The 16683-nt window shown below is 62.9% G+C and carries 21 protein-coding genes; 14 read left to right on the forward strand and 7 right to left on the reverse strand.

Annotated features, from left to right (window positions below):
• Positions 1-19 precede the first annotated feature (19 nt).
• Positions 20-1213 carry a hypothetical protein gene (locus G8E10_RS04645; protein WP_132712944.1) on the reverse strand — a complete coding sequence of 398 codons (1194 nt, stop codon included), beginning with the start codon at positions 1211-1213 and terminating at the stop codon, positions 20-22.
• A gap of 198 nt (positions 1214-1411) precedes the next feature.
• Between G8E10_RS04645 and parC the strand changes: the two genes are divergently transcribed.
• On the forward strand, positions 1412-3664 hold the full coding sequence (parC, locus tag G8E10_RS04650) for a DNA topoisomerase IV subunit A (RefSeq protein WP_167127418.1): 2253 nt from the start codon (positions 1412-1414) through the stop codon (positions 3662-3664).
• A 29-nt stretch (positions 3665-3693) separates the two neighbouring features.
• On the opposite strand, the gene G8E10_RS04655 is transcribed toward parC, so the two are convergent.
• The 5 genes from G8E10_RS04655 to hemB form a co-directional block, all read right to left on the reverse strand.
• Positions 3694-4086, reverse strand: coding sequence for a type II toxin-antitoxin system death-on-curing family toxin (locus tag G8E10_RS04655; RefSeq protein ID WP_167127421.1), 393 nt, complete (start codon positions 4084-4086; stop codon positions 3694-3696).
• A complete protein-coding gene (locus tag G8E10_RS04660) occupies positions 4083-4304 on the reverse strand; it encodes an AbrB/MazE/SpoVT family DNA-binding domain-containing protein (protein WP_110726401.1) in 222 nt (73 codons plus the stop codon). Before G8E10_RS04660 ends, G8E10_RS04655 begins: the two co-directional genes overlap by 4 nt.
• A 96-nt stretch (positions 4305-4400) precedes the next feature.
• Positions 4401-5174, reverse strand: a complete 774-nt coding sequence (locus tag G8E10_RS04665) for an arginyltransferase (protein ID WP_167127424.1) — start codon at positions 5172-5174, stop codon at positions 4401-4403.
• A 244-nt stretch (positions 5175-5418) separates the two neighbouring features.
• Complete coding sequence (locus G8E10_RS04670) at positions 5419-5895, reverse strand: RDD family protein (RefSeq protein ID WP_110799600.1); 477 nt, start codon at positions 5893-5895, stop codon at positions 5419-5421.
• A gap of 72 nt (positions 5896-5967) precedes the next feature.
• Positions 5968-6984: a porphobilinogen synthase gene (hemB, locus tag G8E10_RS04675; protein WP_167127427.1), complete on the reverse strand. Its 1017-nt coding sequence runs from the start codon at positions 6982-6984 to the stop codon at positions 5968-5970.
• Positions 6985-7198: 214 nt separating this feature from the next.
• On the opposite strand from hemB, the gene G8E10_RS04680 reads away from it, so the two are divergent.
• From G8E10_RS04680 to G8E10_RS04730, 11 genes are all read left to right on the forward strand, one after another.
• Complete coding sequence (locus tag G8E10_RS04680) at positions 7199-7426, forward strand: hypothetical protein (RefSeq protein ID WP_167127430.1); 228 nt, start codon at positions 7199-7201, stop codon at positions 7424-7426.
• On the forward strand, positions 7423-7716 hold the full coding sequence (locus G8E10_RS04685; RefSeq protein ID WP_132446952.1) for a type II toxin-antitoxin system mRNA interferase toxin, RelE/StbE family: 294 nt from the start codon (positions 7423-7425) through the stop codon (positions 7714-7716). The genes G8E10_RS04680 and G8E10_RS04685 overlap by 4 nt, the downstream gene beginning before the upstream one ends.
• 72 nt (positions 7717-7788) lie before the next feature.
• The gene (locus G8E10_RS04690; RefSeq protein ID WP_110733326.1) at positions 7789-8226 is read left to right on the forward strand and encodes a DUF6163 family protein; all 438 of its coding nucleotides are present in this window, start codon (positions 7789-7791) and stop codon (positions 8224-8226) included.
• Between the two features lie 130 nt (positions 8227-8356).
• Entirely contained in the window at positions 8357-8881 is a 525-nt protein-coding gene (gene ldtR / locus G8E10_RS04695) for a transcriptional regulator LdtR (protein WP_110726396.1), read from the forward strand.
• Positions 8882-9381: 500 nt separating this feature from the next.
• Entirely contained in the window at positions 9382-10704 is a 1323-nt protein-coding gene (locus G8E10_RS04700) for a L,D-transpeptidase family protein (protein ID WP_167127433.1), read from the forward strand.
• 14 nt (positions 10705-10718) lie between these two features.
• Positions 10719-11075: a DUF1902 domain-containing protein gene (locus G8E10_RS04705; RefSeq protein WP_281517409.1), complete on the forward strand. Its 357-nt coding sequence runs from the start codon at positions 10719-10721 to the stop codon at positions 11073-11075.
• Entirely contained in the window at positions 11075-11269 is a 195-nt protein-coding gene (locus G8E10_RS04710; protein WP_110732578.1) for a type II toxin-antitoxin system HicA family toxin, read from the forward strand. The genes G8E10_RS04705 and G8E10_RS04710 overlap by 1 nt, the downstream gene beginning before the upstream one ends.
• Positions 11270-11398: 129 nt before the next feature.
• Positions 11399-12697: a serine hydroxymethyltransferase gene (gene glyA, locus G8E10_RS04715; protein WP_110799596.1), complete on the forward strand. Its 1299-nt coding sequence runs from the start codon at positions 11399-11401 to the stop codon at positions 12695-12697.
• 12 nt (positions 12698-12709) lie between these two features.
• Positions 12710-13183 carry a transcriptional regulator NrdR gene (gene nrdR, locus G8E10_RS04720; protein WP_110726391.1) on the forward strand — a complete coding sequence of 158 codons (474 nt, stop codon included), beginning with the start codon at positions 12710-12712 and terminating at the stop codon, positions 13181-13183.
• Between the two features lie 89 nt (positions 13184-13272).
• Positions 13273-14412 (forward strand): bifunctional diaminohydroxyphosphoribosylaminopyrimidine deaminase/5-amino-6-(5-phosphoribosylamino)uracil reductase RibD, encoded by a 1140-nt coding sequence (gene ribD, locus G8E10_RS04725; RefSeq protein ID WP_425530821.1) that lies wholly within the window; start codon positions 13273-13275, stop codon positions 14410-14412.
• Positions 14412-15029, forward strand: a complete 618-nt coding sequence (locus tag G8E10_RS04730; protein ID WP_167127439.1) for a riboflavin synthase — start codon at positions 14412-14414, stop codon at positions 15027-15029. Before ribD ends, G8E10_RS04730 begins: the two co-directional genes overlap by 1 nt.
• Before the next feature lie 18 nt (positions 15030-15047).
• On the opposite strand, the gene G8E10_RS04735 is transcribed toward G8E10_RS04730, so the two are convergent.
• Positions 15048-15566, reverse strand: coding sequence for a GNAT family N-acetyltransferase (locus G8E10_RS04735; RefSeq protein WP_167127442.1), 519 nt, complete (start codon positions 15564-15566; stop codon positions 15048-15050).
• Between the two features lie 170 nt (positions 15567-15736).
• On the opposite strand from G8E10_RS04735, the gene ribH reads away from it, so the two are divergent.
• Both ribH and nusB read left to right on the forward strand, forming a co-directional pair.
• Positions 15737-16198 carry a 6,7-dimethyl-8-ribityllumazine synthase gene (gene ribH, locus G8E10_RS04740; RefSeq protein ID WP_110800064.1) on the forward strand — a complete coding sequence of 154 codons (462 nt, stop codon included), beginning with the start codon at positions 15737-15739 and terminating at the stop codon, positions 16196-16198.
• Positions 16195-16680: a transcription antitermination factor NusB gene (gene nusB / locus G8E10_RS04745; RefSeq protein WP_110726387.1), complete on the forward strand. Its 486-nt coding sequence runs from the start codon at positions 16195-16197 to the stop codon at positions 16678-16680. Before ribH ends, nusB begins: the two co-directional genes overlap by 4 nt.
• Positions 16681-16683: the final 3 nt, after the last annotated feature.

A 16683-nucleotide genomic window follows, 5' to 3' on the forward strand; every position in this document is an offset into this window, starting at 1 on the left:
TCACATAGTCAAGGCCGCGTCAGTCGTTCGCGGTCACCTTGACGCCCAGCACGCTCGGCAGCGTGTTCGGCGCGCCCATGCCGGCGCCCACGATCATCGGGAAGGGGACGGGCTTGGCCGGCTCCGCCGTGATCGTCAGGTTCTTCGGCGCATCCAGATAGGCGGTGATGGCCGCGGTCAGCTGGTTTTGTAGGTCGGGAAGGTTGAGCTGCGCGATCATGATCGGCGCGAGACCCTTGATCGACTGCGCCATCTGTTCGCCCGTCACGCCCTGTTCCGCACCGAAGTAATCGAGCAGGCGCTTGGTGATCGAGGCATCCTCGAAGCGGATCGAGGCGGAGTTGAAGTTCAGCTGCTGGATGAGGCCCATCGCCGACAGGCCGAGCGCCTGGTTGGCGGCCTCCTTGTTGGGGTTGGCTTCGGCCGCCTTGAAGGCTTCCTGCAGCGAATTCAGGAGCTGGAGCGTGTAGCCCGAAACGTTGAAGCCGACCGACAGGCGGCCGACATTGTCGACGTTCACAGAGTTGTCGCGAACGGCGAAAACGCCCGAGGCGAGGTCCCAGCTGCCTTCCACGGTGAACTCGCCGGTCGGATTCTGAAGGCCGAGCTTGTCGATCGCCATCTTGGTCTTGGCGTCCTTGACGTCAGAAAGGTCGGCTTTCACACCACTGACGATGCCGTCGAAATCGATGCCCTTGTCGCCGTCCTGGCGGGTCAGGTTGCTTTCCGACTTGTCGATGGCGAACACGGTCTTGCCGCCAATCTCCACGGTGATCGGCCCGGTTCCGGCCGACTGGTAGTAGAGCAGGTCGTCGATGCTGCCGGTCCCGGTCTTGGCGGGAATGCGCAGGCCCGAGATCGCAATGTCCTTGGCGGTCAGGCGGGCGCCGTCTGCCGTCCGGTCGATATCCGGGAAGTCCACCGTCTCCACGGTGTAGCCTCCGTCCGTAAGCTCCTCGACGCCGTCGAAGGTGAGGTCGCCGATCTTGAGCTCGTCCGCCGTCTTCACCGTGCTCCGCACGCTGGCGCCCTTGAGGACCACGCTGTCATCGTTGACATCGACCGCCTCGTAGGCGAGCGTCGCACCGTTGGTGGCATAGGCCGCGTTCAGCTTGGTAACGAAGTCGGCGCCATCGAGCGCGAAGGCGGGCGAGGCGAGGCCGGCGAAGGCGACGCCTGCCAGCAGGAAGCGAAGTCTTGGAAACTGCATCATCATTTGGTCCTTGCAAAGCCTGTGATATCGGGGTCGATGTCTCCAAGGCGATTTGGGCGGAAATATATGCGGCTGGTGGAGAAATGTCAGGTAAGCGTCGTGCTTTATTTGACGAGGGCTTTCATGGGCGGCGGTTTGCTGGGGATAGCGCCGGCGAGACAACTTGATGTTCACGGTTTGTTGAGGTAGCTACGACCCATGGGACAGAGCCTTTTGCCGCCGTCGGGCGGAGACGATCATATTGAGCCCGTCGATCTCAAGGCGGCACTGGAAGAGCGCTATCTTGCCTATGCGCTTTCCACGATCATGCATCGTGCGCTGCCGGACGTTCGTGACGGCCTGAAACCGGTGCATCGCCGCATCATCCACGCGATGAGCGAGATGGGCATCCGTCCCAACACGGCCTTCAAGAAATGCGCCCGCATCGTCGGCGACGTCATCGGTAAGTTCCACCCGCATGGCGACCAGTCGGTCTACGACGCTTTGGTGCGGCTCGCCCAGGATTTCTCCCAGCGCTATCCGCTGGTCGATGGACAGGGCAATTTCGGCAATATCGACGGCGATAATGCCGCGGCCTACCGGTACACCGAAGCGCGCATGACCGAGGTCGCAGCGCTGCTTCTGGAAGGCATCGACCAGGATGCCGTCGATTTCCGCGCCACCTATAACGAGGAGGACGAAGAGCCTGTCGTTATGCCGGGCGCGTTCCCCAATCTGCTGGCCAATGGCTCATCCGGCATCGCGGTGGGCATGGCGACGTCGATCCCGCCGCACAATGCACACGAGCTTTGCGACGCGGCGCTGCTCTTGATCCGCAAGCCGGATGCGACGATCGAGGAACTGGTCGAACTCGTGCCCGGTCCGGATTTTCCGACCGGCGGCATCATCATCGACAACAAGGCCAGCATCACCGAGGCCTACCGGACGGGGCGCGGCGGTTTCCGCGTGCGGGCGAAATGGGTCGTGGAAGACCTTGGCCGCGGTGTCTGGCAGATCATCATCACGGAAATTCCCTATCAGGTGCAGAAATCGCGGCTGATCGAAAAGATCGCCGAACTGCTGATCGCCCGCAAGCTGCCGCTTCTCGAGGATGTGCGCGACGAGTCGGCCGAAGACGTGCGTGTCGTGCTGGTGCCCAAGAGCCGCAGCGTCGATCCCACCATCATGATGGAATCGCTGTTTCGGCTGACGGACCTCGAAAACCGCTTTCCGCTGAACATGAACGTGCTGTCGATGGGCCGCGTGCCCCGCGTCATGTCGATCTTTGATATCCTGACGGAGTGGCTGCAGCATCGCCGCGAGGTTCTGCAGCGCCGGTCGCGCTTTCGTCTGGCTGCCATCGAGCGCCGGCTGGAGATCCTTGGCGGCTATCTGATCGCCTATCTCAACCTCGACGAGGTCATCCGCATCATCCGCGAGGAGGACGAGCCGAAGCCGTCTCTGATCAAGCGGTTCACGCTGACCGACCTTCAGGCCGAATCGATCCTCAACATGCGCCTGCGCTCGCTGCGCAAGCTGGAGGAGTTCGAGATCCGCACCGAGTTCAACGGTCTGACAGCTGAGAAGGCCGAGATCGACGCGCTGCTCGCCTCCGACGAAAAGCAATGGGACACGGTTGCCTCCGAAATCGGAGAGGTGAAGAAAAAATTCGCCAAGGCGACCGAACTCGGCCGCCGCCGCACGGTGTTTGCCGACGCGCCGGACACGGACGACGCGGCGATCCACCAGGCGATGATCGAGAAGGAGCCGATTACCGTCGTCCTCTCTCAAAAGGGCTGGATCCGCGCGCTGAAGGGGCACATCTCCGATACGGCGACGCTCCAGTTCAAGGAAGGCGATGCGCTGAAGTTTGCCTTCCCGGCGTCCACTACCGATCGCATCCTGATCGTCACCACCGGCGGCAAGGTCTATACGCTTGGCGGCGACAAGCTGCCCGGCGGGCGCGGCCACGGCGAGCCGCTGCGCATCATGGTCGATATGGAGAACGACCAGGACGTGCTGACCGCCTTCGTGCATAATCCCGCCCGCAAGGTGCTGATCGCGTCCGCCGCCGGCAACGGCTTCGTGATTTCCGAAAGCGAGATGGTGGCCAACACCCGCAAGGGCAAGCAGATCATGAACGTCGCCATGCCGGACGAGGCCAAGATGGTCGTGACCGTCAAGGGCGATCAGGTCGCCATCATCGGCGAAAACCGCAAGCTCCTCGTCTTCCCGCTGGCGCAGATCCCGGAAATGACCCGCGGCAAGGGCGTGCGCCTCCAGCGCTACAAGGACGGCGGCGTCTCCGACATCCGCTGCTTCACGCTGGCCGACGGCCTGACCTGGAGCGACAGCGCCGGCCGCAGCTTTACCAAGACCGCCGCCGAACTCACCGAATGGATCGCCGACCGCGGTACTGCCGGCCGCGTCGTGCCCAAGGGCTTTCCGCGGAGCGGGAAGTTCGGGGGGTGAGGGGTCCGGGAGTTCCGTCCGGTGATGTGTCAGACGGTTAGGCGCTCGCAATAATCCTGTAGGAAATTTGCGATCCCGCCTTCCGCGATGTCGCCTGAAGCAACGCCAAGGACGAACTCGACGGCCATCGCTTCTTCGGTGTCCAGCAACCATCCGTTGATGAGCAGGAATGTAAAGGCGGCCAGGAAGCCGGTTCTCTTGTTGCCGTCCGAAAAGGGATGGTTTCGCGTGATCCCGTAGAGGTAGGCTGCAGCGAGGACGAAAACGTCATCCTCGCCGTAGGCATGCTTGTGCAACGGACGCGCCAGCGCAGCTTCCAGTGCGTTCTCGTCCTTCAAACCGGGCAGCCCGCCGTGTTCCGCGAGTTGCTCGTCGTGAATGGCCACGATACCCTCGCGCGAGAGCCAAGTATACCCTGTCACTTTGCCAGTTCTCTCAGCGCATTCTTGTACTTCTCCATGCCGATCCGGGCAGCCTTCAACTGCTCCGAAAAGGATGCCGTTTCTGGAATGAGTTCCAGTTTGTTATCCGTCATGCGCACTGTCAGCGTGTCCCCCGCCTTCACACCCATGCGATCCAGAACATCTTTCGGCAGGATGACGCCTTCGGAATTTCCAATCTTACGGACGGTGACGTTCATAGTGGCTCTCCTTGTTATAACCGACGTTATAACAAAAAGGGCGTTCTCATACAAGAACCCCGAGGCGATGGTTTGTCAGCCGTTCGACAGACGGGATCAGCCCGCCGCATCCTCGCCTGCAGGCCCGGCATACCGCTCCCAGCCACGAGCCATTAGGTGCTCCTGCGGCAGGAACTTCGTCTTGTAGTCCATCTTGCGCGAGCCCTTGACCCAATAGCCGAGATAGACGTGCGGCAGGCCGCGGTCCTGCGCCTTGCGGATGTGATCGAGGATCATGAAGGTGCCGAGGGAGCGGTCGGAAAAGGCGGGGTCGAAATAGGAATAGACCATCGAGAGGCCGTCGCCCATTTTGTCGGTCAGCGCGGCGCCGATCAGCGGGCCGTTGGCCCGGCCGGCAATGCCGTCGCCTTCGATGCGCAGGCGGTATTCGATGATCTTGGTGTTCACATGCGTATCCTCGACCATCATCGCATAATCGAGCACCGACATATCGGACATGCCGCCCTTCTGGTGGCGGTTGTCGAGGTAGCGGCGGAAGAGGGCATATTGCTCGCTCGACGGTTCGGCCGGGTATTCGGTGGACACCACATCGCTGTTTTCGGCGAGCACCCGCTTCATCGAGCGCGTCGGCTTGAATTCGCCGGCGACGATCCGCACGGAAACGCAGGCCCGGCAGCTTTCGCAGGCAGGGCGGTAGGCGATGTTCTGCGACCGGCGGAAGCCGCCCTGGGTCAGGAGGTCGTTGAGCTCAGGCGCCCGCTCACCCACCATATGGGTGAACACCTTCCGCTCCATCTCATGCGGCAGGTAGGGGCAAGCCGCCGGTGCCGTGAGGTAGAACTGCGGAGACGGGGCGGTGTGGGTGTTCATGTTCATCTGGGGCGGCGATCACACTTCATGACCATACGATCACACTGCAGCGCTGTGCATCATGTATGACGCACTCAGGTTCGCTGTAGCACTTTTATACCTGGTGCATAATATCATCCTGAAATCGACTCCGATTTGAGGGGTTATGCAGTAGCATGGCTCAAGAATGAAAAAGGTCAACCGGCCGTTAACACGACCGGTCGAAAACACGTCGGATTGATGAGGCAGTGTGTCCGTGCAGGCGCTACGCGCTCAGCGGGTAGCTATCGCGTCGCACCGTCACCGTGCCGATGAGAAAATCGTGCAGCAGACGGCCGCGATCCGTGAACAGGCCGATGAGCACGATGAACGGCGTGAGGAAAGCATTCGCAATCCAGAAGATCACGAGATGCACGACCGCCGTCATAAAATCCATCGGCCGCCCGTCGGTCCGCGCGATCGCCAGCCCCATCATGGCCATGCCGGGCGACGCCTGCGAACGACCGCCGACCGTGACGCCGAAGTAGAGCATCGCGACGATGGCAAAGAGTGCGGGATAGAGCAGGAAACCGAAACCGAGCGTCAGGATGCCGAGGAAGAACACGACAACGGCCGCGGGAATCCATAGAAGCGCGACGAAGAGATAATCGACGCAGAACGCAATGACCCGACGGCTGAGAACGCCGCGATAGGCGCGCCAATCGGTACTGGGAAAGCGAACGTCATCCTGGCTGATAGTCATCTGGGTCTCCAATCGTCATCACTTATATTGGAATGAAGCGGGACGGATTCAAGCGGCCGCTTCTCCTCGTCATCATCCTTTCCGGGCCAGAAGCCGCGCCACATCCAGTGCGAAATAGCTGAGGATGCCGTCGCAGCCGGCGCGTTTGAAGGCCAGCAGAGTTTCCATCATGACGCGTTCCTCGTCGATCCAGCCTTGCGCGCCGGCGGCCTTGATCATCGAATATTCGCCGGAGACCTGATAGGCGAAGACGGGCAGGCCGAAGGCGTCCTTCATGCGCCAGCAAATGTCGAGATAGGGCAGGCCGGGCTTCACCATCATCATGTCGGCGCCTTCCTCCACGTCGAGGGCGGCGTCCCGCAGGGCTTCGGTGCCATTGGCGGGGTCGATATAATAGGTCTTCTTGTCGCCCTTCAGCAGCCCGCTGGTGCCGATGGCTTCGCGATAGGGGCCGTAGAAGGCCGAGGCGAACTTGGTGGCATAGGCCATGATACCGACATTCTGGTGGCCGGCCGCATCCAGCGCCTGACGGATGACGCCGATGCGGCCGTCCATCATATCGGAGGGTGCGATGATATCGGCGCCGGCATCGGCCTGCGCGATGGCGGCGCGGGCGATCTGGGAAACGGTCTCGTCATTGACGATTTCGCCATCGCGCAGGATGCCGTCATGCCCGTGGCTGGTGAAGGGGTCGAGCGCGACGTCGGTGATGACGCCGATGCCGGGCACCGCCTTCTTGATGGCGCGCGTCGCCTGGTTGATCAGGTTGTCGGCATCGAGACTGTGTGAGCCGGTGTCGTCGCGCAGCGACAGATCGACGTTCGGGAAGGTGGCCAGCGCGGGAATGCCGAGATCGGCCGCCTCGCGCGCGGCTTCCACCGCCTTGTCGACGCTGAGGCGCATCACGCCGGGCATGGCGGCGATCGGCTCGACCACGTTCGTGCCGGGAACGAGGAAGATCGGCCAGATCAGGTCGTCCACCGTCAGCTGGTTCTCGCGCACCATCCGCCGTGTCCAGTCCGCCTTTCGATTGCGGCGCATCCGGCGATGTCCGGTGATGAGGTCCACGATGTCGGTCTTGTCGGTCATGAAGGGCGTCTTTCGGAAATTGCGCGAGCGCGCGCCATGAAGCAGTTGGGGAACATTTATCACGATGGGGCAGGGAGGCAAAACATCCCAGGTGCGGCGTCTCGTCCCGGTTCTGCGTATAGAGCGCGTGTTGGCGCGTCCGACCGAGGGGGCACGGTGCAGCAATTTCGAGAGAGTCGGCTTTTCCGCGCCGGTGTTTCCTGCATAATGGGGCATGACCGAGCTCCTAGAAAAAGCCGTTGAGGCCACCCGCGCTCTTCCTGCCGTCGTCCAGGACGAGATCGCTCGCACGATGCTGATCCTCGCCCGCGAGGAGTCGGAGCCGGTTCCATTGAGCGCGGGGGAGCTTGCAGCGATTGCCGTTTCCAAGAGCGCAGCCGCCCGCGGCGAGTTTGCAACCGACGAGGACATGCGCCTTATCTGGGCTGCCCACGGTCTGTGAGGCTTCGCTACACCAGACCGGCGATGATCGACCTTGAGAACGTTGCCGCGTATATCGGTGCGCATTCACCGCAAGGTGCGCGTCGGGTTATGCAGCGTATCAAGACCTTGATCGAGCAGCTTCAGGATCAGCCTTTCGCCGGCGCCCGTACGCAAGATCCCACGATTCGTCGTTTGATCGCGTTGCCTTATCCCTACCTGATTTTCTACGAGATCACCGAGGCCGAGATCGTCATTCATGCCGTGCGGCATGGTTCCCGCGATCCTGCCGCCATGCCTGGCCAGACCTGATGATCGATCATGTTGCCACGGGCTCCCATCCCAGCCTAGCGGTTGTCACCATCCACCCTTATGGTCGCCGCCATGTCCCATGATTCTGTCCATGTCCCCAAGGTCTCGCTGACGGAGACGCTGTTCGGCGTCTTCCTGCGGCTGGTGGCGATTTCGTGCTTCTGGTTCGGCCTAAACTACTGGGCGCTGCTGATCGGCTATTCCTTCAACGGGTCCGGCCGGTTCGATCTTTTGACCGTGCCATGGCGCGTGGCGGCGGCGACGCTGGCGGTTGCCTATCCCGTCGCGGCGCTGGGCTTGTGGCTTCTGGTGTCCTGGGGACCGGTCATCTGGGTCGTGGCGGCGGCGACCGAAATCGTCATGTTCGGCTTCTATCCCGACCTCTTCGGCACCAAGCCGCTGATCCTTGTGCTGCATGGCGGGGCGGCTCTGATCTTCGTCGCTTTCCGCGGTGTCATCCTCTACCAGCGCATGCGCCAGGGGCGTGTCGCAAGATTTGATTCACCCTGACACAGGTCACGTGAATCGTAAGCTCATGTTAAGGCTGCGGTTTAAGTAGAATTTTATACGTATTCGATAGTGTCTCCCTCAAGGCGGGAAAACATAACCACCGCCACCAAAACAGAGAGAGACCGTCATCATGAACACCAAGCTCAAGGCACAGGCTCCCGCCAACACCGTTGCTCACAAAGACCCGCAGGAAGATGCGATCCGCTCGCTGTACATGGAATCGCTCCACCTCGTCGAGCGCCTGCACCGTCGCCTGCTCGACGTGATCAAGGACGAATTCGACCGGCAGGGCCGCAGCGACGTCAACGCCGTTCAGGCGCTTCTCCTCTTCAACATCGGCAACTCGGAACTGACGGCTGGCGAACTGCGCTCGCGGGGCTACTACCTCGGCTCCAACGTCTCCTACAACGTCAAGAAGCTCGTCGACCTCGGCTTCATCAACCACCAGCGCTCGCGCATCGACCGTCGCTCGGTCCGCATCAGCCTGACGGAAGACGGCCAGGGCATCGCCGAGACGGTCGCCAAGCTCTATGAGCGCCACATCGGCTCGATCCACAAGGTCGGCGGGATCGGCACGGACGAATTCGGCCAGATGAACAAGCTGCTCCAGCGCCTCGACCGCTTCTGGAACGACTCGATCGCCTACCGCATGTAAGATTGGCGGGGTACGATCCTCTTTGAAAAGGCCGGGCGCGGGATGGCGTCCGGCCTTTCGCATGTCCTCCGGGAACGACAGCTGGAGATCGCAGCTGCAACGTGCACCGTCACGATGTTGTCAACGGTCGTGATCCGGACTTGAGGATGTCGCCTGTCAAAGCCTCGACAAGGGCTGATCCGCCCCGGAAATCAAGGCCGGCAAGGCTGTTGCAGGAAGGACGCAGTGCCTTGTCTCCCGGTACGTCTGCGCGCTTTCCTACTGGTTGTGTGACACCGTTTGGCCATATTGGTATGGGACGTAAAATGCTGAAAAACCGGCCCGGAATAGGGGTTCGGTCAAGCGGTTTTCGGCGCTGGCGCGCCCGCAGTCGCGGGGTCTTCGAGGCCCCTTCGTCCGCCGAGGCGCCACTCCCGTTCCGGGCAGGTCTGCCTTTGTTAACCGTAATCGTGATAGCGCTGAAGGCGAAATTTGCCTCGCAGCATCTGATGGTAGGGATCATGTCGAAGAAAAACGGAATCGATGCTCATAGCCGCCGCGCTTTCCTGCGCTCTGCCGCCACGCTTGGCGCGGCAGCCTGGGCCGGTGGTGCGTTCGCGCAGGACGCGCTTGTGGACATCATCAACGCGCCGCGCCGCGGCGTGTGGGACGATCAGTTCGACGCACAGGCTTCGCGCACCGCGCTGGCTGTCTCGTCGAACAATCCGATCTTCAGCATGGAGACCATCTACAACACGCAGACGGCGATCGGCCAGTATCAGCGGATCGTATCGGCCGGCGGCTGGCCCGAGGTCAATCCGTCGCAGCGTCTGGAACTCGGCGTTTCCGACCCGTCGGTGCGGGCACTGCGCCAGCACCTGATCGCCGCCGGCGATCTCGATCAGTCGTCCGGCATGTCCGACAGCTTCGACAGCTATGTCGATGGCGCGGTCAAGCGCTTCCAAGCCCGCCACGGCCTGCCGCCGGATGGCGTTCTCGGCGAATACTCGCTGAAGGCTCTGAACATCTCGGCCAATGTGCGCCTGCAGCAGCTGAACACCAATCTTGTGCGCCTGCAGTCCATGTCGGGCGATCTCGGCATGCGCCACGTCGTGGTCAATATTCCTGCGGCCTATATCGAGGCGGTGGAGAACGGCCGCGTCGTGCAGCGCCACACGGCCATCGTCGGCCGCCTGTCGCGCCCGACGCACATTATCAATTCGAAGATCTACGAGGTCATCCTCAACCCGTACTGGACCGCGCCGCGCTCGATCGTCGAGAAGGACATCGTGCCCTTGATGCGCAAGGACCCGGAATATCTCAAGAAGAACGCCATTCGCCTCATCGACGGGCAGGGCAACGAGGTCTCGCCGGAAACGATCGACTGGAACGCCGAGAAGGCGCCGAACCTGACGTTCCGCCAGGACCCGGGCAAGATCAACGCGATGGCGTCGACCAAGATCAACTTCCACAACCCGAACAACGAATACATGCACGACACGCCGTCGCAGGGTCTGTTCAACAAGCTCGCCCGCTTCGAAAGCTCCGGCTGCGTGCGCGTGCAGAACGTGCGCGACCTCACGACCTGGCTCCTGCGTGACACTTCCGGCTGGACCCGCCAGCAGATCGAGGCGACCATCCGTTCGGGTCAGAACAACCCGATCAAGCTCGCGGTCGAAGTGCCCGTCTACTTCAAGTACATCACCGCCTGGGCCGCTAAAGACGGTGTCGTCCAGTTCCGCGACGACATCTACCAGATGGATGGCGAACAGGAACTCGCGCTCCAGACGACCGCCGGCATCGAGCCGGTCACCGGTGGCCTGGACGGCGGCATCGCGCAGTAGGGTTTGATGGTGGAATGAATTTCGACGGCCGCGCTTCCTGGGAGCGCGGCCGTTTTTGTTTTTGGGCGGCGCTGTTGAACCGTCGCCGCTTCATGCATACTTGCGAAAGCACATCAAGGAGAACGCGGATGAAGGCGATGTCGATCCTGGTTCGGGCATTGTGGGACGATGAGGCATCTGTCTGGGTTGCCACGAGCAGCGATATCGATGGCCTTGTCGTCGAGGCGGGTTCGGTCGAAGAGCTTGAAGTTAAAGTCCTGAGTGCTGTTGCCGACTTGGTCGAACTCAACGGCTCGCCCTCCGAGCTGCCGGAGATACCGGTGCATATCATGGCGGAGCATGTCGCGAAGATACCGAACCCGTTCTACTGATGGGCGGCTATCTCCGGGATCTCAAGGCAATGCTGGCGGCCGCCGGTTGTCACTTTCACCGTGCCGGAAAGGGCGATCATGAAATCTGGTTCAGCCCAATCACAAAGCGCTATTTCACCGTCGATCACGGCGTCAAATCCCGTCACACGGCCAACGAGACGTTGAAACAGGCGGGCCTGCCAAAGGCGTTCTGACACGGATATCGCACGACCTCCCCACCACAGCGCAGACGCCGCGGCAAATGGCGCAAAACGCGGGGCGCGGGTTGCCCTTGGCATGCGAGGGAGATAAACACCGTGCCACCGCCCTACAGGAGCCTGATCATGAGCGATGCAGCCGCCAACGACGTCTTCTTCAACCGGTCTCTCGCCGATAGCGATCCGGATATTTTCGGTGCGATCGAGAAGGAGCTGGGTCGCCAGCGCCACGAGATCGAGCTGATCGCCTCCGAAAACATCGTCTCGCGCGCCGTGCTCGAAGCGCAGGGCTCGATCATGACCAACAAATATGCCGAGGGCTATCCGGGCAAGCGCTATTACGGCGGCTGCCAGTTCGTCGATATCGCCGAGGAACTCGCGATCGACCGCGCCAAGCAGCTGTTCGGCGTCAACTTTGCCAACGTTCAGCCCAATTCCGGTTCGCAGATGAATCAGGCCGTGTTCCTGGCGCTGTTGCAGCCGGGCGACACCTTCATGGGTCTCGATCTGAACTCCGGGGGACACCTGACGCACGGTTCGCCGGTCAACATGTCCGGCAAGTGGTTCAACGTCGTTTCCTACGGCGTGCGCGAGGAAGACCACCTGCTCGACATGGATGCGGTCGCCGAAAGCGCGCGCAAGCACAAGCCGAAGCTGATCATCGCTGGCGGCACGGCCTATTCCCGCATCTGGGACTGGAAGCGCTTCCGCGAGATCGCCGACGAGGTCGGCGCGTGGCTGATGGTCGATATGGCGCATATCGCCGGTCTGGTCGCCGGTGGCCAGCACCCGTCGCCGTTCCCGCATTGCCACGTCGCCACCACGACGACGCACAAGTCGCTGCGCGGGCCCCGCGGCGGGATGATCCTGACGAACGACGAGGATCTGGCGAAGAAGTTCAATTCGGCCGTCTTCCCCGGTCTTCAGGGCGGTCCGCTGATGCACGTCATCGCGGCGAAGGCGGTCGCCTTCGGCGAAGCGCTGAAGCCTGAGTTCAAAGATTACGCAGCGCAGATCGTCAAGAACGCCAAGGCGCTCTCGCAGACGCTGGTCGATGGCGGTCTCGACATCGTCTCCGGCGGCACCGACAACCACCTGATGCTGGTCGATCTTCGCAAGAAGAACGCGACGGGCAAGCGGGCGGAAGCCGCGCTCGGCCGCGCCTACATCACCTGCAACAAGAACGGCATTCCCTTCGATCCGGAAAAGCCCTTCGTCACCTCCGGCGTGCGCCTCGGCACACCGGCCGGCACGACGCGCGGCTTCAAGGAAGCCGAGTTCCGCGAGATCGGCAACCTGATCGTTGAGACGCTCGATGGCCTGAAGGTCGCCAATTCCGACGAGGGTAATGCGGTCGTGGAAGCCGGCGTACGCGAAAAGGTCGTCGCGCTGACGGGCCGCTTCCCGATGTACGGCTACTTGTAAGGCTGGCACGGCATGCGCTGCCCTTTTTGCGGATCGGAAGACAGCCAGGTCAAGGACTCGAGACCTGCGGAAGACGGCGCGGCCATTCGCCGCCGCCGCATCTGTCCGGATTGCGGTGGGCGTTTCACGACGTTCGAGCGCGTGCAACTGCGCGAGCTCATGGTGCTGAAGAAGACCGGTCGGAAGGCGCCTTTCGACCGGGAAAAGCTGATGCGCTCGTTCGAGATCGCGCTGCGCAAGCGGCCGGTGGAACGCGAGCGGATCGAGCGTGCCGTCTCCGGCATCGTCCGGCGGCTGGAAAGCTCGGGCGAGAGCGAGATCGCCTCGGAGGAAATCGGCCTGCAGGTGCTGGAAGCGCTGAAGGGTCTCGATGACGTCGCCTTCGTGCGCTACGCCTCCGTCTATCGCGATTTCTCCCATGCGGAGGATTTCGAGAAGGTGATGGCGGAACTTTCGGCCAAGATCGCCCGCGACCCCGGCGCCTGAGCGGAGCCTCAGACATGACCCCTTCCGACGACACACATGCCGACCCCGCCGCCGCCCATGCGAGAGGCTCAAGCGGTGTGGAAACCGGCTTGGCTAGCGGTGCGGAGGCGGATGCCCGGCTGATGGCGGAAGCGATCGCGGTCGGGGCCGGCCATCTCGGTCTCACCGCCAGCAATCCCTCGGTCGGCTGCCTGATCGTGCGTGACGACGGGGCGGGGCCGCGCATCATCGCCGCAGCCGTCACTGCCCCCGGCGGGCGGCCGCATGCGGAAACGCAGGCGCTGGCGCAAGCCGGCGAGGCGGCCCGCGGCGCGACCGCCTATGTCACGCTCGAACCCTGTTCCCACCACGGCCACACAGCGCCCTGCGCAGAGGCGCTGATCCGCGCCGGCATCGCCCGCGTCGTCATCTCGGTGGTGGATCCCGACACGCGCGTCTCCGGCCGCGGCATCGCCATGCTGCGCGAGGCCGGCATTTCCGTGGAAACAGGCGTGCTGGAAGCGAGAGGCGAGCGTGCGCTCGAAGCGTATCTCACACGCAAGCGCCTCGGCCGTCCGCATGTGACGCTGAAGCTCGCTCTGTCGCGCGATGGCATGATCGGCTCCCGCGCACTTGCCGTCGGTCAGGGACAGGTCGCGATCACCGGGCCGGAAAGCTGGGATCATGTGCAGCATCTGCGCGTCCGATCGGATGCCATCCTCGTCGGCATCGGCACTGTTGTCGCCGACGATCCGGAACTGACCGTGCGGTTGCCGGGGCTCGAGGATCGCTCGCCGGTGCGCATCGTGCTCGATGGAAACCTGCGGCTTTCACCCGACAGCAAGCTCGCCCGCACGGCCGCCCGAGTTCCTGTTATAGCGGTGGCTGGCGTGCTGTCGCCGGATGATGGAGATGTGGATCCGCACGGGCGGCAGGCCCGGGCGGATGCCCTGTCGGCGCTCGGCGTCGAAGTGCTCGAATGGGATCCGCGCCGGCTCGACCTGCTGCTGCCGGCGCTGGCCAGCCGCGGCCTGTCCTCGCTGCTGGTGGAAGGGGGCGCGCGCACGGCGACCTCCTTCCTCGATGCGGGCATGGTCGATCGCCTGCTGCTTTTCACCGGATCGCCAACCATCGGCGCACAAGGGATTGCATCGCCCGTTCGCTCCGGTCTTGTACCCGCGCCATTCATGCATACGTCTGGCGAGGCCTTTGGGCCCGACCACCTGGATATTTACGAGAGGACACCGTGATGTTCACTGGCATCGTGACGGATATCGGCAAGGTCGAGAGCGTGACGCCACTCGATGAGGGCGTTCGGCTGCGAATCGCAACGGCCTATGACCCCGCCACCATCGACATCGGCGCCTCCATCTCCCACTCCGGCGTCTGCCTCACCGTGACGGCACTGCCGGAGGCAGGCGCCAACGACCGCTGGTTCGAGGTGGAAGCCTGGGAAGAGGCGCTAAGGCTGACGACGATCGCCGACTGGACGTCCGGCGCGCGCATAAACCTGGAGCGGGCGCTGAAGATCGGCGACGAACTGGGCGGTCATATCGTGTCCGGCCATATCGACGGCACGGCCGAGATCCTGTCGGTGGAGGCGGAAGGCGAGGCGACGCGGTTCCGTCTCAATGCGCCCGAGCATCTTGCCCGCTTCGTCGCGCCCAAGGGCTCCGTCGCGCTCGACGGGACGTCGCTCACGGTCAACGCCGTCAACGGTACGGAATTCGACGTGCTCCTGATCCGCCATTCGCTGGAGGTTACCACCTGGGGCGACCGGAAGGCCGGCGACCGCGTCAACTTCGAGGTGGACACGATGGCGCGTTACGCCGCGCGGCTGGCCGACTTCCCGGCAGAGGGCGTCTGACGCCTTCGTACAACATGACTATCTCTCGCAGAGAACGACCTGCGCACCGTGATAGACGGTGCGGGCCGTCTCGCGGAAGCCGAGCTTTGAGGCAACGCGCAGCGACGCGATGTTGCCGAGATCGATAAGGCAGGTGCGGCGGGCCTTGGGATAGGTTCGCTCGCCCCACTTCAGGGCGGCGGACACCGCCTCGGTGGCATAGCCCCGGCCATGGGCCGCGGGCGAAAGCGCCCATCCGGTCTCCATCGTGCCTTCGAGCGAGGGCTGGATGACGCGGTGCAGATCGTGGAAGCCGGCCTCGCCGATGAAGGCGCCGCTCTCCTTGTCCTGCAAGGCGAAGAACACGAAGCCGAAATAATGCCACATACCGACCTGCCGCAGAAACCGCGTCCAGGCCTGCTCCCGCGAGAACGGCACGCCGCCGATGAAGCGCACGACCTGCGCATCGGCAAAGAGGCTGGCATAGGCTGGGAAGTCGTCGCGGCGATAGGGGCGGAGGATGAGACGTTGTGTCTCAAGGGTCGGAACGGTGTGCATGAACGCCTTCTTAAACGCGAATCGCGCGTACCGCAAAGCTGCCCTGCGCGCCGGGAACGGGAAAAGGCTTGCCATTCCGGCTTCGCCGTGGTTTTACCCGTGCCTCTGCCGGCAAAGCGACCGGCTATTTCCACATTCCATTCTGCCTCCATTTCCAGACAGGTGAACCGATGGCCGAGAGCGTCAAGCCCCATATCCTCATCGTCGAGGCCCGTTTCTACGACGACATGGCAGATGCGCTGCTCGACGGCGCTACATCCGCGCTAAAGGACGCCGGCGCGACCTATGACGTCGTGACCGTGCCCGGCGCACTCGAAATCCCCGGCGCGATCGCCATGGCCCTCGACGGCATCGACAATGGCGCCACTGAATATGACGGCTTCGTCGCGCTCGGCATGGTCATCCGTGGCGAGACCTACCACTTCGATATCGTCGCTAACGAGTCTTGCCGCGCGCTCATGGACCTGACCGTGAGCGAAAGCCTTGCCATCGGCAACGGCATCCTAACGGTCGAGAACGACGAGCAGGCCTGGGTTCGCGCTCGCAAGTCGGAAGGCGACAAGGGCGGCTTTGCCGCGCGTGCAGCCTTGACGATGATTGCGCTGAAAGCCAAGCTCGGAGGCGAACAGTGAGCACTCCGAACGAACAGACGCCGCCCGTCAAGCAGGCGAACCAGCGCGGTGCCGCGCGTCTCGCCGCCGTGCAGGCGCTCTACCAGATGGATATCGGCGGCACCGGCGTGCTGGAGATCGTCGCGGAATACGAGACGCATCGCCTCGGCCAGGAGATCGACGGCGATACCTACCTGAAGGCCGATGCCTCCTGGTTCCGCTCGATCGTCTCCGGCGTCGTGCGCGACCAGCGCAAGCTCGATCCGCTGATCGGCGCGGCGCTGCAGGACGACTGGGCGCTGTCCCGTCTCGATTCGACCGTGCGCGCCATCCTGCGCGCCGGCACCTTCGAGCTGACCGAGCGCAAGGACGTGCCCGTGGCCGTCATCGTCACCGAATATGTCGAGATCGCCCGCGCCTTCTTCGAAGAAGACGAGCCGAAGCTCGTCAACGCCGTCCTCGACCGCATCGCGCGGCAATTCAGGACGGATGTGCGGAAGTAGATC

Origin of the sequence: Ferranicluibacter rubi, from assembly GCF_011603255.1 — a bacterium.
Lineage (GTDB): Bacteria > Pseudomonadota > Alphaproteobacteria > Rhizobiales > Rhizobiaceae > Ferranicluibacter > Ferranicluibacter rubi.

Coding starts and splice junctions, on each gene's coding strand:
- hemB (WP_167127427.1), bottom strand. CDS start 6,984: ATGACCGACAAGACCGACATCGTGGACCTCATCACCGGACATCGCCGG.
- G8E10_RS04680 (WP_167127430.1), top strand. CDS start 7,199: ATGACCGAGCTCCTAGAAAAAGCCGTTGAGGCCACCCGCGCTCTTCCT.
- G8E10_RS04645 (WP_132712944.1), bottom strand. CDS start 1,213: ATGATGCAGTTTCCAAGACTTCGCTTCCTGCTGGCAGGCGTCGCCTTC.
- parC (WP_167127418.1), top strand. CDS start 1,412: ATGGGACAGAGCCTTTTGCCGCCGTCGGGCGGAGACGATCATATTGAG.
- G8E10_RS04670 (WP_110799600.1), bottom strand. CDS start 5,895: ATGACTATCAGCCAGGATGACGTTCGCTTTCCCAGTACCGATTGGCGC.
- G8E10_RS04665 (WP_167127424.1), bottom strand. CDS start 5,174: ATGAACACCCACACCGCCCCGTCTCCGCAGTTCTACCTCACGGCACCG.
- ribH (WP_110800064.1), top strand. CDS start 15,737: ATGGCCGAGAGCGTCAAGCCCCATATCCTCATCGTCGAGGCCCGTTTC.
- nrdR (WP_110726391.1), top strand. CDS start 12,710: ATGCGCTGCCCTTTTTGCGGATCGGAAGACAGCCAGGTCAAGGACTCG.
- G8E10_RS04730 (WP_167127439.1), top strand. CDS start 14,412: ATGTTCACTGGCATCGTGACGGATATCGGCAAGGTCGAGAGCGTGACG.
- G8E10_RS04700 (WP_167127433.1), top strand. CDS start 9,382: ATGTCGAAGAAAAACGGAATCGATGCTCATAGCCGCCGCGCTTTCCTG.
- glyA (WP_110799596.1), top strand. CDS start 11,399: ATGAGCGATGCAGCCGCCAACGACGTCTTCTTCAACCGGTCTCTCGCC.
- G8E10_RS04660 (WP_110726401.1), bottom strand. CDS start 4,304: ATGAACGTCACCGTCCGTAAGATTGGAAATTCCGAAGGCGTCATCCTG.
- G8E10_RS04710 (WP_110732578.1), top strand. CDS start 11,075: ATGGGCGGCTATCTCCGGGATCTCAAGGCAATGCTGGCGGCCGCCGGT.
- G8E10_RS04735 (WP_167127442.1), bottom strand. CDS start 15,566: ATGCACACCGTTCCGACCCTTGAGACACAACGTCTCATCCTCCGCCCC.
- ldtR (WP_110726396.1), top strand. CDS start 8,357: ATGAACACCAAGCTCAAGGCACAGGCTCCCGCCAACACCGTTGCTCAC.
- G8E10_RS04690 (WP_110733326.1), top strand. CDS start 7,789: ATGTCCCATGATTCTGTCCATGTCCCCAAGGTCTCGCTGACGGAGACG.
- G8E10_RS04705 (WP_281517409.1), top strand. CDS start 10,719: ATGAATTTCGACGGCCGCGCTTCCTGGGAGCGCGGCCGTTTTTGTTTT.